The 22,620-nt window shown below is 55.0% G+C and carries 21 protein-coding genes; 11 read left to right on the forward strand and 10 right to left on the reverse strand.

The window, feature by feature from the left end; translation table 11 throughout:
* Nucleotides 1–4: 4 nt before the first annotated feature.
* Entirely contained in the window at nt 5–415 is a 411-nt protein-coding gene (locus tag ACYCZJ_RS01485; protein ID WP_461552474.1) for an HIT family protein, read from the forward strand.
* 41 nt (nt 416–456) lie between these two features.
* Here ACYCZJ_RS01485 and phoR read toward each other — a convergent pair whose 3' ends face one another.
* Together phoR and phoB are read right to left on the reverse strand one after the other, a co-directional pair.
* A complete protein-coding gene (gene phoR / locus ACYCZJ_RS01490; protein ID WP_461552447.1) occupies nt 457–1,734 on the reverse strand; it encodes a phosphate regulon sensor histidine kinase PhoR in 1,278 nt (425 codons plus the stop codon).
* A gap of 98 nt (nt 1,735–1,832) precedes the next feature.
* Nucleotides 1,833–2,525, reverse strand: coding sequence for a phosphate regulon transcriptional regulator PhoB (phoB, locus tag ACYCZJ_RS01495; RefSeq protein WP_461552448.1), 693 nt, complete (start codon nt 2,523–2,525; stop codon nt 1,833–1,835).
* Between the two features lie 147 nt (nt 2,526–2,672).
* On the opposite strand from phoB, the gene ubiE reads away from it, so the two are divergent.
* The 9 genes from ubiE to ACYCZJ_RS01540 all read left to right on the forward strand — a co-directional run bounded on the left by ubiE (nt 2,673) and on the right by ACYCZJ_RS01540 (nt 10,547).
* Nucleotides 2,673–3,407 (forward strand): bifunctional demethylmenaquinone methyltransferase/2-methoxy-6-polyprenyl-1,4-benzoquinol methylase UbiE, encoded by a 735-nt coding sequence (gene ubiE / locus ACYCZJ_RS01500; RefSeq protein ID WP_461552475.1) that lies wholly within the window; start codon nt 2,673–2,675, stop codon nt 3,405–3,407.
* Nucleotides 3,407–4,003 carry a ubiquinone biosynthesis accessory factor UbiJ gene (locus ACYCZJ_RS01505; protein ID WP_461552449.1) on the forward strand — a complete coding sequence of 199 codons (597 nt, stop codon included), beginning with the start codon at nt 3,407–3,409 and terminating at the stop codon, nt 4,001–4,003. The genes ubiE and ACYCZJ_RS01505 overlap by 1 nt, the downstream gene beginning before the upstream one ends.
* Nucleotides 4,003–5,529, forward strand: coding sequence for a ubiquinone biosynthesis regulatory protein kinase UbiB (gene ubiB, locus ACYCZJ_RS01510; protein ID WP_461552450.1), 1,527 nt, complete (start codon nt 4,003–4,005; stop codon nt 5,527–5,529). Before ACYCZJ_RS01505 ends, ubiB begins: the two co-directional genes overlap by 1 nt.
* A gap of 11 nt (nt 5,530–5,540) precedes the next feature.
* The gene (locus tag ACYCZJ_RS01515; protein WP_461552451.1) at nt 5,541–6,947 is read left to right on the forward strand and encodes a high affinity choline transporter 1; all 1,407 of its coding nucleotides are present in this window, start codon (nt 5,541–5,543) and stop codon (nt 6,945–6,947) included.
* Nucleotides 6,948–7,175: 228 nt separating this feature from the next.
* The gene (locus tag ACYCZJ_RS01520) at nt 7,176–7,769 is read left to right on the forward strand and encodes a PEP-CTERM sorting domain-containing protein (RefSeq protein WP_461552452.1); all 594 of its coding nucleotides are present in this window, start codon (nt 7,176–7,178) and stop codon (nt 7,767–7,769) included.
* A gap of 126 nt (nt 7,770–7,895) precedes the next feature.
* On the forward strand, nt 7,896–8,615 hold the full coding sequence (locus tag ACYCZJ_RS01525) for a transposase (RefSeq protein WP_461552453.1): 720 nt from the start codon (nt 7,896–7,898) through the stop codon (nt 8,613–8,615).
* A 356-nt stretch (nt 8,616–8,971) separates the two neighbouring features.
* On the forward strand, nt 8,972–9,739 hold the full coding sequence (locus ACYCZJ_RS01530) for a PEP-CTERM sorting domain-containing protein (protein ID WP_461552454.1): 768 nt from the start codon (nt 8,972–8,974) through the stop codon (nt 9,737–9,739).
* A gap of 176 nt (nt 9,740–9,915) precedes the next feature.
* Nucleotides 9,916–10,161: a type II toxin-antitoxin system Phd/YefM family antitoxin gene (locus tag ACYCZJ_RS01535; protein ID WP_461552455.1), complete on the forward strand. Its 246-nt coding sequence runs from the start codon at nt 9,916–9,918 to the stop codon at nt 10,159–10,161.
* Nucleotides 10,158–10,547, forward strand: coding sequence for a type II toxin-antitoxin system VapC family toxin (locus ACYCZJ_RS01540; RefSeq protein ID WP_461552456.1), 390 nt, complete (start codon nt 10,158–10,160; stop codon nt 10,545–10,547). The genes ACYCZJ_RS01535 and ACYCZJ_RS01540 overlap by 4 nt, the downstream gene beginning before the upstream one ends.
* Before the next feature lie 3 nt (nt 10,548–10,550).
* On the opposite strand, the gene ACYCZJ_RS01545 is transcribed toward ACYCZJ_RS01540, so the two are convergent.
* A complete protein-coding gene (locus ACYCZJ_RS01545) occupies nt 10,551–12,227 on the reverse strand; it encodes a bifunctional sulfate adenylyltransferase/adenylylsulfate kinase (protein ID WP_461552457.1) in 1,677 nt (558 codons plus the stop codon).
* A gap of 10 nt (nt 12,228–12,237) precedes the next feature.
* Complete coding sequence (locus ACYCZJ_RS01550; RefSeq protein ID WP_461552458.1) at nt 12,238–13,203, reverse strand: acetyltransferase; 966 nt, start codon at nt 13,201–13,203, stop codon at nt 12,238–12,240.
* 75 nt (nt 13,204–13,278) lie between these two features.
* On the opposite strand from ACYCZJ_RS01550, the gene ACYCZJ_RS01555 reads away from it, so the two are divergent.
* Nucleotides 13,279–14,364: a VanZ family protein gene (locus ACYCZJ_RS01555; RefSeq protein ID WP_461552459.1), complete on the forward strand. Its 1,086-nt coding sequence runs from the start codon at nt 13,279–13,281 to the stop codon at nt 14,362–14,364.
* Here ACYCZJ_RS01555 and ACYCZJ_RS01560 read toward each other — a convergent pair.
* From ACYCZJ_RS01560 to ACYCZJ_RS01585, 6 genes are all read right to left on the reverse strand, one after another.
* Complete coding sequence (locus tag ACYCZJ_RS01560; RefSeq protein ID WP_461552460.1) at nt 14,320–17,607, reverse strand: VanZ family protein; 3,288 nt, start codon at nt 17,605–17,607, stop codon at nt 14,320–14,322. The genes ACYCZJ_RS01555 and ACYCZJ_RS01560 overlap by 45 nt on opposite strands.
* Nucleotides 17,608–17,616: 9 nt before the next feature.
* Nucleotides 17,617–18,936 (reverse strand): polysaccharide lyase domain-containing protein, encoded by a 1,320-nt coding sequence (locus ACYCZJ_RS01565; protein ID WP_461552461.1) that lies wholly within the window; start codon nt 18,934–18,936, stop codon nt 17,617–17,619.
* A gap of 4 nt (nt 18,937–18,940) precedes the next feature.
* Nucleotides 18,941–19,468, reverse strand: coding sequence for a shikimate kinase (locus ACYCZJ_RS01570; protein WP_461552462.1), 528 nt, complete (start codon nt 19,466–19,468; stop codon nt 18,941–18,943).
* Nucleotides 19,469–19,572: 104 nt separating this feature from the next.
* Nucleotides 19,573–21,786 carry a type IV pilus secretin PilQ gene (pilQ, locus tag ACYCZJ_RS01575; RefSeq protein WP_461552463.1) on the reverse strand — a complete coding sequence of 738 codons (2,214 nt, stop codon included), beginning with the start codon at nt 21,784–21,786 and terminating at the stop codon, nt 19,573–19,575.
* Nucleotides 21,787–21,800: 14 nt separating this feature from the next.
* The gene (locus tag ACYCZJ_RS01580) at nt 21,801–22,304 is read right to left on the reverse strand and encodes a pilus assembly protein PilP (RefSeq protein WP_461552464.1); all 504 of its coding nucleotides are present in this window, start codon (nt 22,302–22,304) and stop codon (nt 21,801–21,803) included.
* A partial coding sequence (locus ACYCZJ_RS01585; protein WP_461552465.1) for a type IV pilus inner membrane component PilO occupies nt 22,301–22,620 on the reverse strand: 320 nt, incomplete at its 5' end. The genes ACYCZJ_RS01580 and ACYCZJ_RS01585, both read right to left, overlap by 4 nt.

The following is a 22,620-nucleotide window of genomic DNA, read 5'->3' on the forward strand; positions in this document are numbered from 1 at the left end:
GAATATGGAAAATTGTGAGCTGTGCAACACACCGGGTGGCGACCTATTGTGGGGTGATGATTTTTGCCGGGTCGTACTGGTGGAGGATGCAGACTATCCTGGATTTTGCAGGGTCATTCTGAATGCGCACATCAAGGAAATGACCGATCTCACCGAAGCCCAGCAACACCGGCTGTTACGAGTGGTGTTTGCCACCGAATCCGCGCTGCGTGAAACGCTGAAGCCTGCCAAGATCAATCTTGCCAGTCTGGGCAACATGACGCCGCACCTGCATTGGCATGTGATTCCGCGTTTTACGAGTGATCGGCATTTCCCAAACCCGATTTGGGGCGCACCGCAACGTGAGTCGCGTCCGCAAGGCCAGCTCAACCTGATTGCCGGAATCTTGAAATCCGCATTGGGGCAACGACTGTAGCCATGCAAGACTTCCCCTCGGCGCGCAGCTTGGGGAAACCGTCAATCTGTCGGCGGCTCCTCCACCCGACTGGAAGGAAAGCACGCGGCAAAGCAGCTGCCTTTACCCACCTGGCTATCTACCAATAGCCGCGCCTGATGCCGGGTCAATACATGCTTCACAATGGCAAGACCAAGCCCGGTCCCACCCGTCTCGCGCGAACGGCCGCGATCTACCCGATAGAAGCGCTCGGTCAGGCGCGGAATATGCTGCGGCTCAATCCCGTCGCCGGTATCGCTCACGCTAAAACATGCCTCTCCGCCACGCACTGCCCAGCGCAAACTGATGCTGCCACCTTTGGGTGTATAGCGCACCGCATTACTGACCAAATTACCGAAAGCGCTGCGCAGCTCATCCGGATTGCCTTTAACCCAGCGGTCACACTCAATGAACAGCTGAATCTGGTGGTTCTCACCGCTCAGACTCCGTGCATCCTGAAACAGGGACTGCGCGAGTTCCGGAACATTGACCGCCGACTCCTGCAAACGATTTTGCGGGCTTTCCAGGCGCGACAGGGTGAGCAGATCTTCCACCAGCATCCTCATGCGTTCCGTCTGCTGCTGCATCAAATCGCTATAGCGGCGGAAGTCCGTCTGGTTAATATGCTCCATGTCCGCAAAAGTTTCCAGAAACCCGCCCACGACCGTCAAGGGCGTGCGCAATTCGTGCGAAACATTGGCGACAAAATCGCGACGCATTGAGTCAATCAACTCGATCTGTGTAATATCCCTGGAAATCAGCATCTTGCGTTTGTCGCCAAACGGAACCAGCTGGACTGACAAGCTCACATCGCGGCTGGCTGGCGACTTCATGATGAGCGGTTCGCTGTAATCATGTCCCGCCAGATATTCATGAAACGGCGCCTGGCGGATCAGATAACCGATAAATTGCCCGCGGTCGGCTGCGTCATCCAGACTGAAATGGCGACTGGCGGCAGGATTGAACCAATCGATCTGGTCGGTCTCGTTGAGCATCACGATGCCGTCCGGAATCGCCTGGGCAGCATGCTCGAAACGATCCAGCAACGCTGACAGCTTGGTTGTGCTGCGCTTTTGCTTGCGCAGCAAGCGCTCCAGGCCATAAAAGATATCATCCCAGGCCCCGTATGCCCGGGGAATACCACCGCGCTCGCCGCGCTCCAGCCAGCGGATCAATGCGGCCATCTGGCGCAAGTGATGAACCAGATAGCCGAGCAGGCCCAATACGAACAGCGCTATGCCGGTCGATACACTGAATAAAGCCGCAGCCAGCAACGCTGCAAACAGGATTCCTCCCAGCATCAAAGCCGGGCGCCACCAGAAATCAAACAAAGCTCCCCCGCCGCTTTAAAGGGGGTTAATTATGCTTGAAATCGGATACCGCAGGGTGCGCAATGGCATCACCCGGGTTGCGCTGACAAGCGATAGCCGGCTCCACGCACCGTGTCGATCAGGCTTTCATGCTGGGTGGGTTCAAGCGCCAGGCGCAACCGGCGGATATGTACGTCTACGGTACGCTCTTCCACAAATACATGATCGCCCCATACCTGATCAAGCAACTGTGAGCGCGAATAAACCCGTTCCGGGTGGGTCATCAGGAAGTGCAGCAGACGAAATTCAGTCGGGCCCAATTCTACGGCTGCGCCGTTACCGGTCACACGATGGCTCACCGGGTCCAGACTCAGGCCGCGTATTTCCACTTTGTCCTCCGTCATCTGAGGCGCACGCCGGCGTAATACAGCCTTGATGCGTGCCGACAATTCACGTGGCGAAAAAGGTTTGGTGATGTAGTCGTCAGCCCCGGTTTCCAGACCAAGCACTTTGTCACGTTCTTCTCCACGGGCTGTCAGCATGATGATCGGGACATTCTTCATACGGATGTCTGCGCGAAATTTCCTGGCCAGATCAATCCCGTTCATGCCCGGCAACATCCAGTCCAGCAATACCAGGTCAGGCAAGTTGTGCTTCACCATTCCAGCTGCAATCTCGGCCGAATCCGCGCACAGCACGCTATGACCAGCCTGGGTCAGATTAAACTTCACCAGTTCCTGGATTCCGGGTTCGTCTTCTACCAGCAATATCGTCGCAGCCATGTATATCCCCAATTAGCCATTCAATAGTAATGCATGTTATGACAGCCTTGTGACAAACTCGTGACAACATCGAAATAATGTATCACCTTTTGTTTACCCCCCGTGTCGGTTATGATTCTGCCTGTTTTCACTGATTATTTTCCTGCCATGGATAACGCTACCCACTTCGGCTTCAAAACTGTTGCCGAATCCGAAAAAGCGGCCAAAGTTGCCGATGTTTTTCATTCCGTTGCGCAACGCTACGATGTCATGAACGATCTGATGTCGGTCGGGCTGCATCGTGCCTGGAAGCGCTTCACGATTGAGGCTTCTGGTGTCAGGCCCGGCAATCGCGTGCTCGATGTGGCGGGCGGCACCGCCGATCTTACCCGGCTATTCCTGAAAAAAGTGGGGAGTTCCGGACAGGTCTGGCTCACCGACATCAACAGCTCGATGCTCAGCGTGGGGCGCGATCGCATGCTGGACGAAGGACAAGCGGTACCAGTGGCCCAGTGCGACGGCGAAAAACTACCCTTTCCGGACAATTATTTCGACTGCGTGAGCGTGGCATTCGGCCTGCGCAACATGACTCACAAGGATCTCGCGCTGGCTGACATGTACCGCGTGCTGCGCCCCGGCGGTCGCTTGCTGGTGCTGGAATTCTCCAAAATCTGGAAACCGCTGGCACCGATCTACGATGCCTACTCATTCAAGCTGCTGCCATTCATGGGCAAACTGGTCGCCAAAGATGCCGATAGCTATCAATATCTGGCCGAATCCATCCGCATGCACCCAGGTCAGGAAGAACTCCAAACCATGATGGAACACGCCGGATTTGCCAAAGTGGACTACCACAACCTGAGTGGCGGCGTGGTCGCATTGCACAAAGGCTACAAGTTTTAATGCTGTCGCGTCTGGCTGCCAGTGCGGGCCTGCCGCCGCTCAACCACTTGCTCCATGGGGCGCCATGGGCACGGGAACGCCTGGTGACGTGGGCCGGGAAAACCGTCAGCATCGATTTGTTTCCGCTCAACTTCACGCTGACCGTGACCGAAACCGGGATGTTTTCTGCAGCCGGAGCTGACGCAGTGCCTGACGCCCATATCGAACTTGGCCCGCTACAGGCAGCGCGTCTGGCATTAAAGGATCCGGCTGCGTTTCAAAATGTGGTGATCAATGGCGACGCTCAGTTTGCTGCAACTTTGGGCAGTATTTTCCGCGAACTGGAATGGGATGTGGAGGCTGATCTGGCACACGTGGCTGGAGATGTGGCCGCACATCGCATCATGAATAGCGCACGCAGCTTGCATGCCTGGCAACGCCATGCGGCCGACAGCGCACAGCAATCACTGGTCGAATATATTTGCGAGGAACGCCCTCTGCTTGCCAAACCACGACACGTCGCGTCTTTCATTGCCGGTGTGGATAGTGTGCGTGACGATACGGCGCGCCTGGAAAAACGCCTGCAACTTCTTGCCGCGCAACGCAGCCAAAATTAATGCGAATTTTACGTCTGATTACCATTGTCTGGGTGGCGCTGCGCTTTGGCCTGGACGAATTTTTTCTGGGTCACAAACGCGTACGCACGCTGCGCTGGCTGGTCAAAACAACACTGTTCTGGCGCAACCTGTCCGAGCCGCGCGCTGTCCGGCTGCGCCAGGCGCTGGAAGCGCTCGGTCCGATTTTCGTCAAATTCGGCCAGATGCTATCCACCCGCCGCGACCTGATGCCGCCGGATATTGCCGACGAACTGGCGCGCCTGCAGGACCGCGTACCACCTTTCTCTGCCGAGGAGGTGCGTACCACCCTGCAACGCGTCTATGGCAAACCGGTAGAACAAGTATTTGCGCAGTTCGACGCGCAACCCATTGCCAGTGCCTCCATGGCGCAAGTACATTTTGCTCTGCTACAGAATGGCACCGAGGCGGCGGTAAAAATACTGCGTCCCGGTATTGGCGCGGTCATCGAGCATGACCTTGGACTGCTCGAGGCCGGCGCAATTCTGGTGGAAAAACTATTTGCCGATGGCCCACGCCTGCACCCGCGTGAGGTAGTGGGCGAGTTCCGAAAAACCCTCACCGACGAGCTCGACCTGATGCGCGAGGCCTCCAACTGCTCGCAGTTACGGCGTAACTTTGAAAATTCCGACTTGCTCATCGTACCCGAAGTGTATTGGGATTATTGCGAGCCCGAGGTAATGGTGATGGAACGCATGAAAGGCGTACCCATCAGCCAGATTGATACGTTGCGCGAAATGGGTGTGGATATTCCAAAACTTGCCATGGCCGGCGTGGAGATTTTCTTCACCCAGGTTTTTCGCGATACCTTTTTTCATGCCGACATGCATCCCGGCAATATCCAGGTTAACGCACGCGGGCAATATATCGCGCTGGATTTCGGCATCATGGGTACCCTCACCGAAGTAGATAAAAACTATCTTGCACAGAACTTTCTGGCATTTTTCCGGCGCGATTATCGTGCCGTCGCACAAGCTCATGTGGATGCTGGTTGGACCCCGCCAGAAACACGCGTGGATGAATTCGAAGCGGCCATCCGTGCGGTGTGCGAACCGGTATTCGACCGGCCATTGAAAGAAATCTCCTTCGGCAAGGTGCTACTGCGGCTGTTCCAGACCTCACGCCGTTTCAACATGGAAATCCAGCCGCAACTGGTTCTGTTACAAAAAACCCTGCTCAATATCGAAGGCCTCGGTCGCCAGTTGGATCCCGACCTGGATTTATGGAAAACCGCCAAGCCGTTTCTGGAACGCTGGATGAACGAACAGATGGGCTGGCGCGGTGCGATCAAATCCATCAAACAGGAGGCACCACGCTGGGCTGTATTGCTGCCGCAGTTACCACGCCTTGCGCACGCCTATCTTGGACACAATAGCAGCGCTGATCTGGCAGGCCTATCCAAACAGTTGGCCACCGGTCAGACGCGTCTGCAAAAAATGCTCGGGGTGATCGCGTTGCTGCTCGCCATTCTGGCCATTCTGGCCGGGTATAGCTTATTCAGACATTAACAGGGGAAGATATGCTGATCTGGTTTGTGATGCTGTATTTATTCATTTCCATCAGTATCGGCCTCTATGCAGCAACCCGCGTACACACCGCCAAGGACTATGTCGTCGCCGGACGCTCGCTTCCCATCTATATTGTTACCGCCACGGTATTCGCCACCTGGTTCGGCTCGGAAACGATACTCGGCACATCAGCCAGCTTTTTGCAGGATGGTCTCAAGGGCATCGTCGCCGACCCGTTCGGGGCCAGCATGTGCCTGGTGCTGGTCGGGCTGTTTTTTGCACGCAAGCTGTACCGCATGAACCTGCTCACCCTGGGCGATTATTACCGGCAGCGCTATGGCCGGACCGTCGAACTGCTGACCAGCCTGGCGATTGTAGCATCTTACCTGGGCTGGGTTGCGGCGCAGATCACCGCGCTGGGGATGGTGTTCTCGCTGCTCACCCACGGCAGCATCAGCACCCATGACGGCATGATCATCGGTGCAGGTATCGTGCTGGTATATACCTTGTTTGGCGGCATGTGGTCGGTAGCGCTCACCGATTTTTTCCAGATGATCATCATCGTTGTCGGCATGCTTTACATCGGCTGGCTGGTAAGCGGTTATGCCGGAGGCGTCGGCAATGTGGTCAGCCATGCGCAAGAGGCAGGCAAATTCGAATTCTGGCCAAAACTGCAAACACGCGACATATTGGCATTTGTCGCCGCATGGGTAACCATGATGTTCGGCTCGATTCCTCAGCAGGACGTATTCCAGCGCGTCATGTCGGCGCGCAACGAAAATATTGCGGTAACGGGCGCCGTGCTGGGCGGCAGCCTGTATTTCCTGTTCGCATTCATCCCGATCTTCCTGGCTTATGCCGCCATACTGATTGATCCGGTCACAGCCAATGCGCTATTAGGCACGCACCCTCAACACATCCTGCCTGACCTGATCCTCAACCACACGCCGGTATTCGCCCAGGTCATGTTCTTCGGTGCGCTGCTGTCCGCAATCATGAGCACCGCCAGCGGTACCTTGCTGGCGCCGTCGGTAACTTTTACAGAGAATATCCTCAAACCCTTTATCGGCCACCTCAGCGACCGCCACCTGCTGTGGGCCATGCGCGCCGTGGTGGTCGGCTTTGCCTGTATCGTCACGCTGTTCGCACTCGGCTCCAACGCCAGCATCTACAAGATGGTGGAAAACGCCTATAAAGTCACGCTGGTGGCTGCTTTCGTGCCGCTTGTGTTCGGCCTGTACTGGAAACGCGCCAATACTCTGGGCGCACTGTTCGCTATCGCATTAGGTGTGTCGTCGTGGCTGCTACTGGAAATTTTCCACCCGGATGGCCTGTGGCCGCCGCAACTGTTTGGCTTGCTGATGAGTCTGGCGGGGATGCTGGGGGGGTCTTTGTTACGCCCCAAGCGCCGCGTTTGAGCGTCAGTACTTTGTCAGTATTTTTTACAATCTCGCCTGGGAACTTTCCAAACGAACTGCTGGAACCCCCACAATAAACACTTAACATACTGAAATTAAATATTATTTTGTTTTTATCCTCTATTCTGGCATGGGTAATGCTTAATGATTGGCAAGGGCAATACGTTCACAGTTAAATCGTGGCTAACCCCATTCATTTATTGAGATTCTTACAAGAGGAGAAATAAAATGAGCAGCATCAAAACATTGATTATTGGAGCGGGTCTTGGTGTGTTCGCTATGGTTGGCACGGCCAATGCCCACCTGGTGGCCTTCGGCTGGAAAGACAATGGCAATGGCACGATCACCATGTTTGGTGAGCATTGGCATGGCGATCAGAGTGCACCCTCCACTGCCAATGGCGGCGTCAGGATCGGTATCTTCGGTACAGACAATACCTTATGGCCGGTGTTCCAGTGGACAGGGTTTTTTAACAACATGGGCGGAACCCTCGCAGGGATGGACGCCATGGTAACAAGTGGCGTACTAACTGGCTATGCCACAGAACCGTCCAATTTTAGTAATAACGCATCTGAGAATGACTGGTTCACCACCGATCCCCTTGTGTTGGGGAATGGTACTTGGGGGCTATTTACCGGCACCAACTGTTGCATCGATACGATGAGCGCACCTGGGCAATTCGTCCTCACGGGGATTACCAGCGTTCCTGGTGGCACGGGGCCTGGGCAGGTTCCTGGGGTTCCGGAGCCCGCCTCCTTGGCGTTGCTCGGCATCGGTATAGCTGGTTTGGCAGCTGCACGCCGGCGCAAGCAGATGGTTTGATCTGTCGGATTACTTGACAGAAAAACGGCGGCCTCGGCCGCCGTTTTTAATGGCAGGGGAAAATGGGGTCAGACACGATAAATACCTGTATGATTGGCCTTTTTCCTCATTCAGGTACGCCTCTCCATGGCTCGCCTTCCACGCTACGTCATTCCCGGCCAACCCCAGCACGTCATCCAGCGCGGCAATAACCGGCAGGCGATTTTTGCCGCGGAAGCAGATTACCAGTTCTTTCGGGATGCCCTGGTCGAAGCGGCTGGACGGTTTGGCCTCGCCATTCATGCCTATGTGTGGATGACGAATCACATCCATCTCCTCGCCACGCCAAGCCGCGAGGACAGTATCGGCAAGACCTTGCAGTCGGTGGGGCGGCGCTATGTGCAGTATTTTAATTACACCTATCGGCGCAGCGGTACGCTTTGGGAGGGACGGTATCGGGCGACAGTAGTCGATAGCGAGCAGTATCTGCTTACGCTGATGCGTTATATCGAGATGAACCCGGTGCGTGCCGGGATAGTGCTCAACCCGGCGGATTATCCCTGGTCAAGCCATCATCACAATACCTATGGTGAGACTGGACTCAATGCAGACTGGCTGGTTGCACATGATGAATACCTGCGGCTTGGGCTAGATGCGGTTGAGCGGCAGACATCGTATCGGGCGTTGTTTCACTCTGCATTGACAATAAATGACGTTGCCGCGATCCGCGATTGCACGCATAAAGGATGGGCGCTGGGTAGTGAGCAATTCAGGGCTCATATTGAGAAACTGGGCAAACGACAGGCTGCATCCAAAGGCGTGGGCAGGCCAAGAAAGCAAGTGGCGGCAGACAATAATCGTATTTGACAGGAATGCCGAGGGTCTTTGATAAGCCCAAAGCGTCGTATTCGGTCGTCAGGAATTTTTACAATTTCGCTTGTAAATTTCCCATACTAGCTGCCATTACCATACGCGATAGCGCTTAACATTATGTAATTAAATAAAATTAAATTATTTTCCTCTATTGGCATGGGTGATGCTTAATGATTGGTGAGGGCAGTATGATAGTGATTAGAAAAGTATTTAAATCGTGTCCGACCCTGAAGTTTGCGATTGGGAAGATCATTGAAATCGTGTCTGACCCCATTAATTTTTTTTGTCTGACCCCATTAATTATTTAAATTCTTATTTTCCATTTAATTTTTTAATTTTAGGAGATTTTGATGATCCGTTCAGCTCTAACTTTGGCAGTGCTAACTGCCGCCTCCTTCAGCGCCCACGCGGCCGTATTGTACGACCAGAATGTCACCGGCAATGTCATCATGGGTACTGGGATCAACAACGGCGGGTTCACCGTGGACCGTGCCAACAATATTGAACTCGGACTTCGCGCTCGGGAACGTTACGATCTCATCAACAATCAGCCGAGCCAGGTCACCGGCAGTAACGGCGACGGCACATACAACCAGAACGCTGGTGCCGCCCCCCCGGGGCCCAATCGGGCGCGCTGGAATTTCGACTGGTCGGTTAATTCTGACCTGAGCGGTACCAGCGGGCAGAATCTGAACACGCTGACTTACCTGGTCGGCATGGATTTCGATCCCGGGGTGGGCACCAATTTCCAGACTTTCGATCCCCTCAACCTAGGGTTTGCAGACCACTCCTTTGGCAACAATACCACTGCCCAAAGCGCGGGGGCCGAAGCGACGACCGCCTCCCAGTACGCGACCTTGCTGGCGAACAACAACCTCGCGCAGAACTCGTGGAACTACGATTTCTTCGATAGCCTCGCGTTCCCATTCAATCCAACCGTCGACGGCACATACACTGTCTTCCTCGAGGCCTTCAGCACCAACGGTCTGCTGGCCCGCAGCCAGATTGACGTGATCGTTGGCCGTGGCGCACAGGTACCCGAACCTGCCTCCTTGGCACTGCTCGGCATCGGCTTTGCCGGTCTGGCTGTCGCGCGCCGTCGCAAGCAGATGGCTTGACCTGTCGGATTGCCTGACAGCAAAACGGCGGCCTTGGCCGCCGTTTTTTATTGCCCTGACATCACCGGTTAACCGGTTAGCGCAGATACCCCTCATGCTCAAGCTTGAGTAGGAAAGGGGGTGATGTCTGACCCCTTTCGCTTGATATGGTTGTTTTGTTGGTTTAATATGCAACCATGATTACCTTAAATTTACACCAGGCCAAAACCCATTTGTCCAAGTGCATCGCCCAGGCCGAAGCCGGGGAGACGGTGGTCATCTGCAAACGGAACAAACCTGTGGCCGAAATCCGCGCGATTCCACAACCGCAAAAGAAACCGCGTCCTGTCGGGCTGCTCAAGGGCCAGTTTTCCGTGCCGGACAGTTTTTTCGAGCCCCTGCCGGAGGAAATCATCGCCGCATTTGAAGGGCGTGAGGGTTGAATCGCTATTTGCTGGATACCTGCACGTTTCTTTGGCTGGTTGCAGGGAGCGACGCGCTCCCCAAAACAGCCAGGGAATTCATCCGTAATCCGGACAACGAGATTTTTCTGAGCGTGGTGAGCGCTTGGGAAATCACGGTGAAATACAGCGCCAACAAGCTGCCATTGCCTCAAAAGCCTGACATGTTTGTGCGCAAGCAACGCGAAGACCATTTGCTGGCAAGTTTGCCATTGCTTGAGGCGCATGTGCTGACGCTGATCAAACTGCCCGGCATTCATCACGACCCATTTGATCGTATGCTGGTGTGCCAGGCGGTTGCAGAGGGATTGACTATCCTGACCCCGGACGAAGCAATCAGCCAATACCCCGTCCGGACAGCCTGGTAGGGTTCAGCGCAAATACCCTTCATGCTCCAGCTTGAGCAAAATCTGCTGCACCGCTTCGTCCACACTCAAGTCCGTGGTATCAATCGACAGCTCGGGCCGTTCCGGAACCTCGTAGGGGTCGGACACGCCGGTGAATTCCTTGATCAGCCCCGCGCGCGCTTTGGCATACAGCCCCTTGCGGTCGCGCGATTCGCAGGTTTCGATAGGCGTGGCGACAAAGACTTCCAGGAAGCCGCCGAGAGGCTGGATCATGGCGCGCACATCACGGCGCGTATCGCGATAAGGCGCAATTGGCGCGCAGATGGCGATACCGCAGTTTTTGGTGATTTCCGACGCCACATAACCGATGCGGAGCACATTGATGTTGCGATGCTCGCGCGAGAAGCCAAGCTCGGCTGACAGATGGCGGCGCACGATATCCCCATCCAGCAGCGTGACCGAGCGCCCGCCCATTTCCATCAAACGCGTACCCAATGCACGCGCGATGGTGGATTTTCCCGCCCCGGACAGGCCGGTGAAAAACACGGTGAAACCCTGCCGGTCACGCGGCGGGTAACTGCGGCGCATCTCCGCCAGCACTTCGGGGAAGGTGTACCAATCCGGAATATTCACACCCAGCTGCAGACGGCGATGAATTTCAGTGCTGGTCAGAGCCAACCCACGCGCCCCCTTGGGGAGCTCTTCCAGCGGCATGAATTGGGCATATTCTTCCGAGTACACCATACGCGGAAACGGAATCAGTCCCACGCCAATTTCGGTAATGTGATCGGTGACGCGTTGATAATCCTCGTGCTGCACAATGTCGGTGCCACGCCTGAGCTGGCCGTGTGCGTCGTGCTCACCTCCAACAATCAGATGCGAGCAGCCGTAATTGCGCTGAATGATGGCGCGCGACAGCGTGTCGCGTACGCCCCCATCACGTACATATACGGGTGATAACGCTAGCTGGCTGGTTGCCGAAGGAAAACGCCCGATCACGGCCTGATAACTCCGCACCAGGGCAAAATAATCCGCACTCTCTACCGGATCGCCGCCCGCCATGGGATGGATCAGCAGGTTGGCTTCATTCTGTACTGCAGCACGCAAAATAAATTCGTACTGGGCACGCTGCAGTTGGGTACGCGCGGGATAGGCAATCACATTGCGCCAGCCAAGCCGCGTGAACCCGGCACGCAATTCGGCCGGGGTAAGACGCAATGCCATAAAATCGTGGCGTAGCGGCAACGACAGGCCTTCAACCGCGCCGCCCACATACCATTTTGGCGGGGTATCGGCGGCGCGTCCCAACTGCTCGGCTTCAAGCTCGATATCCGCCTGCCATATCTCATTTACCATGACCACTGCCAGCATGAAGCCTTCAGGGTCGCGCAATGCCAGCGGCTCTCCGGGTTTCAGGCTGCGCGCCAGCGTCTCGTGGATTTGCAGTACTACCGGAAGCGCCCAGGCGCGCCCATCGGCAAGGCGCATGGAGTGCAGCACGCTCAGATAATCGGCTTGACCGAGGTAGCCGGTAAGTGGTGTGTAACCGCCATTCAACAGCAATTCCAGATCGCATTGCTGACGCCAGTTCAAATCCAGCGACGGCAAGTTGAACGCATCACGCTTGAGTTCGGCAGCACGCGTGCTGTCCACCAACAAATTCACCAACTCGCCGCCGTAAGGCGTGATCAACTGCTCCACAGCATCTCCCTTAATTCTTTTCGAATATCTTGTAAAAACAATTTACAAATTCTTCCAGTTCTACTTCTGGCAAATGATTAATACCTGCTGCACCACGACGGCCACCACCTGTAGCAAAGCTACTGCATAAGACATCCGCGCCTGCCTTGGTTGTTTGTGGTGCTCGCACACTCACCACATAACCGCCGCCGGGTTTGTGGGTCAACACGGCATGAGCGCGCTCGGGATGATCGGTCGCCAACCGGTTGCCGAACACACCGGATACGCGTCGGCTCCAGGTTGCATCGGGTAATAGATAAACGGCACCGCTGCTACGTACTTGAATGGGCGGCACGGCTTGGGCTTGAACCAGGTCTTCAGCGTATCCATCACGCAATATCTGGTAAGCAGGGTCGGCGCGAATAAATTCGAATGGATCGGCGTAAGCATGCACGACACGATAAAGATCGATGGGCGCGAAAAACAGGTCCGCCAGCGTGTCGCCATAGCCATTGTAATTGATGCATTCCCCCAGGCTGCGCAACTCATCGAGCTGTGCGGCGTTCAGATCAAGCGGGCTGGCGGCTGTACGGGCGGCATCCGCCATATTATCGCCAAACGCCGCGACCACCGCCCAGATCAACTGGCTACCGCTTAGATAACGGTTCACCAGAAGGCTGGTACATACATTGGCATCGGTATCAATATACGCATCCAGATGCGGATGCTGCGGTATATCGCCAGGTATATGGTGGTCGAAGTAACGTACATGCGCACCCGCTTCCAGCAATGTCACCAGCGCCGCATGATTTTTGCTCATAACAATGTCGAGCACGGTAATTTCATCACCCGCCGCAGCGTGCACCTGCGCGAGCAGGCCGATATCGCGCTTCACTCCGCTAATTAAAGTGGCATCCAGCGGTTGCGCCAGGCGCAACTGATGCAATGCGCAAATCCCGTCCGCGTCGCCATTGAATACATCAAAATACTGTGTCAAATCTGACTTCTCCCAGACTATTCAGGAACCACTACAGCTACGCTATATCATACCTGCTTCTGCTACCATCACCGCATGCCCAACACCATTTCATCCTCAACCACAATACGGCTGGTGCGCTTCAGCGCGATGCTGTTATACCTGTTGCTGATCGGTTATGGCAGTTTGTATCCATTCAGTGGCTGGCGTGCGCCGTTGAATGGCAGCCTGGCGTTTTTGTCGGCGCCGTGGCCGCACCATGTCACCCGTACCGACCTGATCACCAACATTCTGGCCTATCTGCCATTGGGGTATTTTCTTGCCGCCTGGTTACGTCTGTATCTATCGCGCTGGCGCGCCGTCGTGTGGGCAATCCTGAGCGCCGCTTTATTCAGCCTGCTGATGGAATGGTCGCAAACGTTTTTGCCCGGCCGCATCGCAGCCACACAAGACATTGCAGCCAATGTAGCCGGCACTACATTCGGCGTTCTGCTTTACCGCTTGCTACAGGAGAGCAAGTGGCCGGGACGATTGCTGCCCGGGTGGCGCGGACGCTGGCTGGCATCGGGGCTGTGGAGCAATTTCGGTCTGCTGGTGCTGGCATTATGGGGGTTATCGCAACTGAGCCTGGATGTGCCCTCGCTGGTGGCGGGTAATCTGAAAGCCCATTTTGTGCCATTTTGGGAAGTACGGGGGGAAGATGGCTATCGATTTCATTTATTGTATGCACTGATATTCGGCCTGGAGGGCGCGCTGGCAAGCTTGTTGATTGCAACCCTGATGCGCCGCGCGCCCAGAAAACTATCCGGCTGGAGCGGAATTCTTGGATTTGTCCTGATATGCAAACTGCTTGCTGCCGCGCTGTTGCTAAAAGGATGGGTAGTACCACGGCTTTTTTCTGCAGAAATGATCAGCGGCGTGATACTGGCTGCGCTATTGATTATCTGGGCGCAACGTAAACCGGGCGGACTGCGTGCCCAGACCATCGCTATCTTGCTGCTACTGACGGAACTGCTGCAATTTTTATTGCACAGTAGTGTCATGCGCACTTTTTCAGGCAGCAGTCACGCTGTCCCGCTCAACATTACGGCGCTTGCCGCCTGGGTAGCGCTGGCATGGCCATTATTGGTATTGATCCTACTCTGGCTGCGTCCGGTGTTGCCTACGCGCAGAATGCCGTAAGGAAGGGCGCTTACGCAGCGCTGCCCAGGCCCACAGCAGATAAAACAATAGCGCCATCCGCGGCATATCAAACAGGCTATCGACTACTCCTACAGTCAGGAATGCCACCAATGCGGCTGCCAGCACGGGAGCCGGAAATTCGGGTTCACGCCAGCGCCGCGCCAGCGCAATGAAGGCATATATCACCAGCGCTGCAAACAGCGCGAGCCCGATGCCGCCTTGCTCGAAATATAATTGCAGCCAAAGATCCTTGAAATGCCAGGGCAAATGATTATTCGTGGCAAAAAACCAATGGTCCATGCCCGCGTTAAAGCTGCCATTTTTCACCAATTCATGCCCTGCATCGTCGCGCATGGACACACCATCGATATCCAGTAACGTGCCAATACTCGGGTTGTAAAAACTCAGCTTCACACTGGGCCGGGCATACCAGGGATGCTTTGGGAAGCTGGCTGTATCCACGTCCAGTACAAAATGCCGCCATTGCCCGCTGGTATTGCCAACATGCACGGTTTGCCATACGCAGGCCGTTGAATACAGCATCCATTTCTCACACACAGGCACTGTCAGATTTGACTGACTTTGGCGCGAGCGTGCGTCAAAACTCAATCGGTAATGCTGACCCGGTTGTACAGCAACGATTTGCTCAAAATACAGCACATCACCAGCACTTAGTTCCAGCCATGTCTGGTTATTTTGCGCAATGAATCGATAATTGGCGGGCCGTACACCCGATGCATTGCGCCAGAAATAGGTTTCCGGATAACGTCCGAGTCCCATCCCGAATAACTGCGTGGCCACCCCGTTATCCATCATGTCAACGGCTTCTTGCCAGTGCGCGGTGCGAATGCGGGCATCCTGCTGCACAGTGGCAAAACGGCTCTGCATAAAACGACCTTCGACGATCGGCCAGGCAATCCCGCCAAGTAACAGCAATAGCGCTAACCCGCTCATGATCTGGGTCATGCGCAGCGACCCGCTACGCCTCAACAGCAGCCCCAACCCCAGCACCGTCATACCCAATACCAGGGCAATGTAACCGCCACGAGCGTACGTCACCAACAACGCATAAACCCCCAGCGCGAAAACACCCGCGCCAAACAGACGCGCCAGTGCACCGCGGCTACGCAAAATCCACCACACCACAAAGGGCAGTGCTGTGGCAAAGTAACCTTCAATATACGCGCCGCCGGTGTGCATGCCGGAGAACATCCCCACCACACGATAGTCGCTACTGAAATTGAGCAATCCGGTAAATGCAGCCCGCTCCCAAAGCACAGACAGTCCGCCAGCCAACACGCCGAGCGTCATCCCCAGTGTAAGCAAGCGCTGACTTCGTACCGCGTCCTGGTTCAAGCCTTTGCGTAATAGCGGCAATAGCAGCAACAGCCACAGCAGACCTTTGGCAACGCGCAGCGCATTGTAATGGCTATAGTAATTACTGAACGAATTCGCATCCAGCGCGGGGAATGGATACATACCGACCAAAGCCGCAATCGCTACCGACAGCGTAAACAGTCCTAGCAGCAGCCAACCCGCAGCACTCAGATTCCATGCCAGTCTGCCGCTACTGTGGCGCCAACCCACCACAGCAAAAGTGGCCAGAATCAGACAATCAAACTCATCGAAGAAAAACCGGCCGGTAAAGGGGGCCAGATCAAGTACCGGCAACATCGCCGGCAACGCGATCAGCCAGGCCTGCGGCCAACGCCACAACAATGCCACGTACGCCAGCAGGGCACCACCTAGCCAGACACTGCCCAAGGGATAACGCAATACCACCCATACCAGAATGCCTGCACTCACCAGCGCCAGGGGATTGATGCCGCCACGGCCATCCGTATCGTGGGTGCCCAACTCTGGGAGCCTCTCATCTGTTGTTGACACAGCATTGGTCTCTTGATGTGCGGTACGGTGACGGGCAGTGGCGTTCAATGCATTCATCCAGACCAGTACACGATACCCCGCTGCTGCAGCCAGTGCGGCCAGTATGACATTGGTTGGATCCGGGTGTTGCGTAGGCTGGAACAGCTTGCTGAATTCCACCGCCGCTGCGATCAGCGCAGCCAGCAGTGCCGGCACCGCAGCGCCCATGCGACGCACCCTACCTAATTGCCATAAATAGGCCAGCACACCTAAAGGCGAATAAGCGGCAAGCACCATTAGCAAACTGGAAAGCGCCAGCGCCTCCGAGGTGTAATAGTGGTAATAAAACGGCAGAAAGTGCACCGCCGGCAGCCGTGCCAGACCGGCTTGCCAGTCCAGCCAGCCGGAAAGATGATCATTTTGCAGCATCACCACTGCGACAAGGTAAAACGGCAACGTCAGCACTGCCAGCCATCGAATCTGCAGCCGTACCTGTGCGCTGAAGGCATGCGCGAATAGCCGCTGGTACACGACAGCTCCCAGCCCCATGCCCAGCGCACGCGTCAATACCGACGCACCTTGCGAAATGCCTGATTCCAGAAACAACTGGGTAATCTCGATCACCACGCCCAGCAGCGCACCCGCACTCATCGCGGCCACTATCTGGGCAGCTTTCGACCCGCGCAGCCAGCGCGCCATCAATGCACCGAGCGGTGCCACGACGAGGCCCTCCTCCGCCAATCTGGCAACACAACGCAGAGCATCACTGCAAACGACAGGCGACACGAACCAACTGTCGCGGCCGGTGGCGAGGCGCGTGGCAAGTTCATTCGACGCAATCACGAAATCATACGGAAACAGACTCAGCGCCAGATAGCTCAGCAGATACAGTACGAATGCCGCGGTCAGCGCAGCATCTCCCCCTTCACTCAGGCGGGAGAAACGCTGTGCGATGGCCTCGCCTGCCAGCAACCATATGCCCGTTCCCAGCACGCTGCCAATGATTTCCGCGACGATGTCATTTAGCGAAACGGTGCGCGGCGGAAAGTACATTTGAGTAAACTCAATACCTAGCGCCAGTGCTACGCATACGACCAAGGTGACAATACTCGCCATCCAATAACCCGTGCGGCTGCGCGGACGCTGCGCCCACATCAGCAGAAACGCCAGCGGCATATACAGCACCAGGTTTGCGACCCAGTCGGCACGAGAAATCGTATCCATGGCCAGCCAGGGAATTGCACTAAAATGCTGCAAGGCCTGACCCCACGGCACATGATGGAAATCCAGGGGTACCAGACTGCCGTAAATCACAAAGCTCAGGTATGCCAGCGCCGTATAGTTGATCACCGTACTGCGTTCTGGAGTTTTGCTCATGAATCCCCCTTATTCACGGTGTGGGCGTTGCAGCAATAGCGGTACGCTTGCAGTTGGCTGTACGCTGGATAATGCGCCCATATCATCCGGGTTACGGCGTTGTCCGGCATAATCGTACGCCAGTTCAAACAATCCTTTTGTGGGCTCAGCGGCCACACGCAGCCGGCGTATTGGCGTGACATCCAGCGCGGGCGGCATCGCATCAGGCCGTCGCAGGTACAGCTCGGCGCTGGCGTAGTCCTGCGCCAGATTACCAGCATCTGTAAGGCCTGCCACAGGCCGACCAGCGAAGATCAGATTATGCGTGAATGTCATGGCGGCGGTTAGTGTATCGGGACGATGCAGCAGTCGCACACCGTCACCGCTGGCGACGATGGTGTTGTAAACAATCACAATGGTTTTCGGAACATCGTGGTGCGGCTGGATATGCACTGCGTCACCCGCCGGGTTAACGAAGATATTGTTGTACAGTGCAATATTGCCTTCACCCTGAAACAGGGCTTCGGTCGGGTTGTTATAAAAAAAATTAGCGTAAATCAGGTAACAGTCATTCACGCCATTACCAGCCAGTGGCCAATGCCCCACCAGTACATTGGGGCGCGCCAATTGACCACTACTGCCATTTTCTGCTTTGCTGAACACATTGTGACGGATGATGGTCTGCTGTGCGGTGACAGGCATGCCAGAGACATTGGCACGGCCGATCTGATGCTTGATTTGCAGATTGTAGCCGAGTGTATCGGCTATATAGTTGTATTCAATCACGCCGCCCACAAATGCGTCACTACCATCCGAATTGCCGAGATACATGCCTGTGCCCGCACCGACAATCACGTTGTCACGAATTACCCAGCCCCACGCCGGACATTTGGTTGATATCCCAACGGTTTGCTGGTTATTGCCGTATCCGAGTATGAGCAGGTTGGTCAGTGTAATGTGATGAGCAAAATGCGCATGTCCTTCAGCCTTCACGCCGTCTACCGGCAGGTTATTTCCATCAAGTACCAGATCACGGATTTCGATATACGCCGAATCGACAATGCTTACCGTGTTGACATTGGGGCGGGCGTGGAACACGGCCCGACCCGCGAGGGGTCCGCTAATGATTATGGGGTGATCAGGCATACCGCTGAGGTGATGTATCGGCAATCCGTTCCTGTAATCACCTGCGGCGAGTTGCAGCCGGTCGCCGGGCTGCAGGGTGTTTAACAATGCATGATAATTGCCCGGTCCGGCATTGATTGTTCGCGCATCAGTCGTGCCGGCTACGACTACGCCGGTCCCGATAATGAAAGCAACCTGCCACGCGTAGCGCCAGGTGGCCATCACGGTACTAATCCGGCATACCGGCAAGTTTCTGTTCAAGCTGACGCACCAACGCATTGACGTTCTGACGACTGGTGTCCATCACCACACTAGCCACTTCGCGGTACAACGGGTCGCGTTGATTGTACAACTCGCGCAAACGCGCTTTAGGATCGGCGGTTTGTAACAGTGGGCGATTACGATCATGGCGCGTGCGTTGCCATAAGTCCTCCACCGTCCCGCGCAGGTAGACAACCGTGCCGCGCGCTTTGAGCAAGGCGCGGGTTTGTGCGCTCAATACTGCACCACCCCCGGTCGCCAGCACTACGTTTTCGAGATTACTCAATTCATCAATGACCGCTTCTTCGCGTTTGCGGAAACCGGCCTCGCCTTCCACCTCGAATATGACCGGGATAGTAACGCCATTGCGGCGCACGAGCTCATGGTCGGAATCATAAAAGCATTTATCCAGGCGCCTCGCCAGCAACTTGCCCACCGTCGTCTTGCCGGCCCCCATCAGGCCGACCAGAATAATATTGGTATGTTTCTCCGTCATGGCTGGATTGTAGCGAAAGCTGACGCTGCTACCTAGTCTGGCTATTTGAACGGACGAAAAAAAAAGCGGGCAATGCCCGCCTTTGTGATAGCTGGATGAGACTTTTAATGCAGCTCCATGTTGTCCTTGATAACGCGCGGGGTGAGGAATATCAGCAATTCTGTTTTAGCATTCTGTTTGCTCGTCGTTTTGAACAAATTTCCGAATACCGGAATATCTCCCAACAATGGCACCTTGCTCACATCCGTACGCACGTTCTGTTCAAAAATACCGCCCAGCACGGCCGTTTCTCCATCCTTCAAACGTACCTGTGTTTTAACCCGTTTGGTATTTATGGGCGGAGTCACTGTACCCGGTAGACTCGCACCAACCGCATCTTTCTGCACTTCAACATTCAGGATCACCGAATCGTTGTTGAGGATTTGCGGGTTAACCAAAAGACACAGGAAAGCATCCTTAAACGTTACTGTGGGCGGGGAGTTCGCGGTGCCAGGCGTAATGTAAGGAATCTGCGTGCCCTGCAGGATGACCGCAGGTCTTTGGTTGGAAGTCACCACGCGCGGATTGGAGATAATCTTGCCGCGATTGTCCGCTTCCAAAGCGGACAACTCGAGGCTCACCAAATTGCCGCTGCCCAGATTGATCAGTGATAACCCCAGCGTGCCAGCCGCACTCTTAATAGGCAGATCCACATTAAATGGCGCCGCGCCATTCACGCCGGAGGTTATCCCGCTCGCCGCGTTAGCTGCGCTATTGGAAACACCCACGCTGTCGCCTGTACGGCCATGCTGAACACCAAAACGCACGCCCAGCTGGCGGCTGAATCCGTCTTCCGCCACCACCACACGCGCTTCGATCATCACCTGTTTGGCAGGGATATCGATCAATTTGAGCAATGCGCGCACTTCGTCCTGCTTGCTGGGCGTGTCACTGACAATCAGACTATTAGTCTGTGGTTCGGATGATGCGCTGCCACGATTGGAAAGTATACGGGTCACCGAATTTGCTGTCCCTGTCGTCGAATTCGCGACTGATGTATTGGTTGTAACTGGGGTTGCCTTGACACCTTGAGCCTGTGCGGAGCAAGACACGTCCTCACCATTCTCACCTGGAGCTGCTGCCAAACCCTGCAATACTCGGGCCGCCTGCTCTGCGCGCATATAGTTAAGCACATAGCTACGCACCACCAATGGCTCGAGCGCCTGAGTGGCTTGGCGTGACTCCAACTCGGCCTTTTCCTTGGCTACCAGTTCATCTTTTGGCGCAATCCAGATAACGTTACCATTTTCACGTTTGTCCAAACCTTTGCTCTGCAAGATGATGTCCAGCGCCTGGTCCCACGGCACGTCTTTCAGGCGTAGCGTCAGATTACCAGTTACGGTGTCGCTGGTAACAATATTGAGACCGGTAAAATCTGCAATTACCTGCAGTACGGAGCGCACTTCAACATTCTGGAAATTGAGGGAGAGCTTATCACCGGTATACTTGGGTTTACTTGAGCCCGTTTTGTCAGATTCCTCCTGCTTGGCGCGCACTTCAATAGTGAATTTGTTATCTGCCTGATAAGCGGAGTACTCGTAATCACCCTTGGGCTCTACGGTCATGCGTACGTTCCCGCCATTGCTCTGAGTCTCGATAAATTTCACTGGCGTCGCAAAATCCGCGACATCAAGACGACGCTGCAGGTTGCGCGGCACGTCTGTGTTAAGAAAATCCACGATCAATTGCTGGCCTTGCCTGCGAATATCAATGCCGGTAGTAGTATCAGACAAAGTCGTGACAATACGCCCTTCACCGCTGCTCCCACGGTGAAAGTCAATATCACGCAAACTGTGTTTGGCCGCATTCGGCGCACCTTCGGCGAAACGCGGCGTTTCGTTGCTAACCGCCCGATTAACGGATTCCTGCAGGGTGATCAATAGATCCTTACCATCAATACGCGTCGTATATTGAGCAGCCTTGGACAAGTTCAATACCAGACGAGTGCGATCTCCTGCCTGCACTACATTTACACTTTGCAATGTTCCCTGATCAACTTTGACCGTATTTTTACCTAGTCCATTGGTAGCGCCGACCAAGTCAAGCACTACGCGCGGAGGACTGTTAATGGCGAAACCGGCGGGACTGCTTTCGAGAGGACGCTTCAAACCCACCTTGATCAGAAGTTTGCCACCGTCGAGTGTGGAATAATCCAGTGTCTCCACACTGTTGGTGTCACCGCTGGCGGCGTGTGCTGCCTGCACCCCCAGTGTCAGCAATAAGCCCACAGCGATGCCAGCAAGTAATTGTTTATATAAATGAGCCAGTTTGTTTTTCATGGTAGACCTCATGTTTACTGTTCCTGCAGGGTAAGGTTGCTTTCGCGCTCCGCCCAGTCGCCTGCGCTGTCCTGCACGATTTCTTTTATTTTCACAGTAGTGTCATTCACTGCGGTGACCAAGCCAAAATTCTGACCCATATGGTTGCCGCTACGAACCCGGTAAATTCCGTTGTCCGGTGCTTTAATGATGGCGAACTCCTGACCTTTCTGTTTGATCACGCCAACCATTTTCAGGCTTTCCAGCGAATACGCTTCCAGCGGCTCTTTGGGCCGGTTCATATCTGGCTGCAATCCGCCGCCACCCTGAGAAAGTTTGAGTTTGCGCGGTTTGAACGGGTCAGGCAGATCAAACGCCGCATAGGTGAAGGCCTGATAAGGCTTGACCTCGGGCAGTGGTTCAACCTTGCCGTGTAGATTATTACCTGAATTTTTGACAAACTGTTCCAGGTCTTCATAGCCATTACCACCGCATCCGGCAAGGCTGAGTAACAGGATCATGGAAACGAGCCATTTCATTTTTTAGCCGCTCCCTTCGCATTTTTCTTTTGGGCCGCAATTTCATCTGCGTCCAGATAACGATAGGTTTTCACGACGGCATTCATGGTAAGCACACCATTTTTGTCTGGACTGATTTCGATATCGTGCAGGGTAACGATGCGCGGCAACTGCGCAATGTCACTGGCGAAAGCGCCCAAGTCATGGTAGGTGCCGGTCAACCGCACGTTGATAGGCAATTCGGCATAAAAATCACCAATTTTCTCTGTGCCTGGCTTGAACAATTCGAATTGCAATCCTCGCCCCAGACCCGCCTGATTGATATCGGTCAGTAACG

It is taken from the genome of Sulfuriferula sp. (assembly GCF_054605375.1).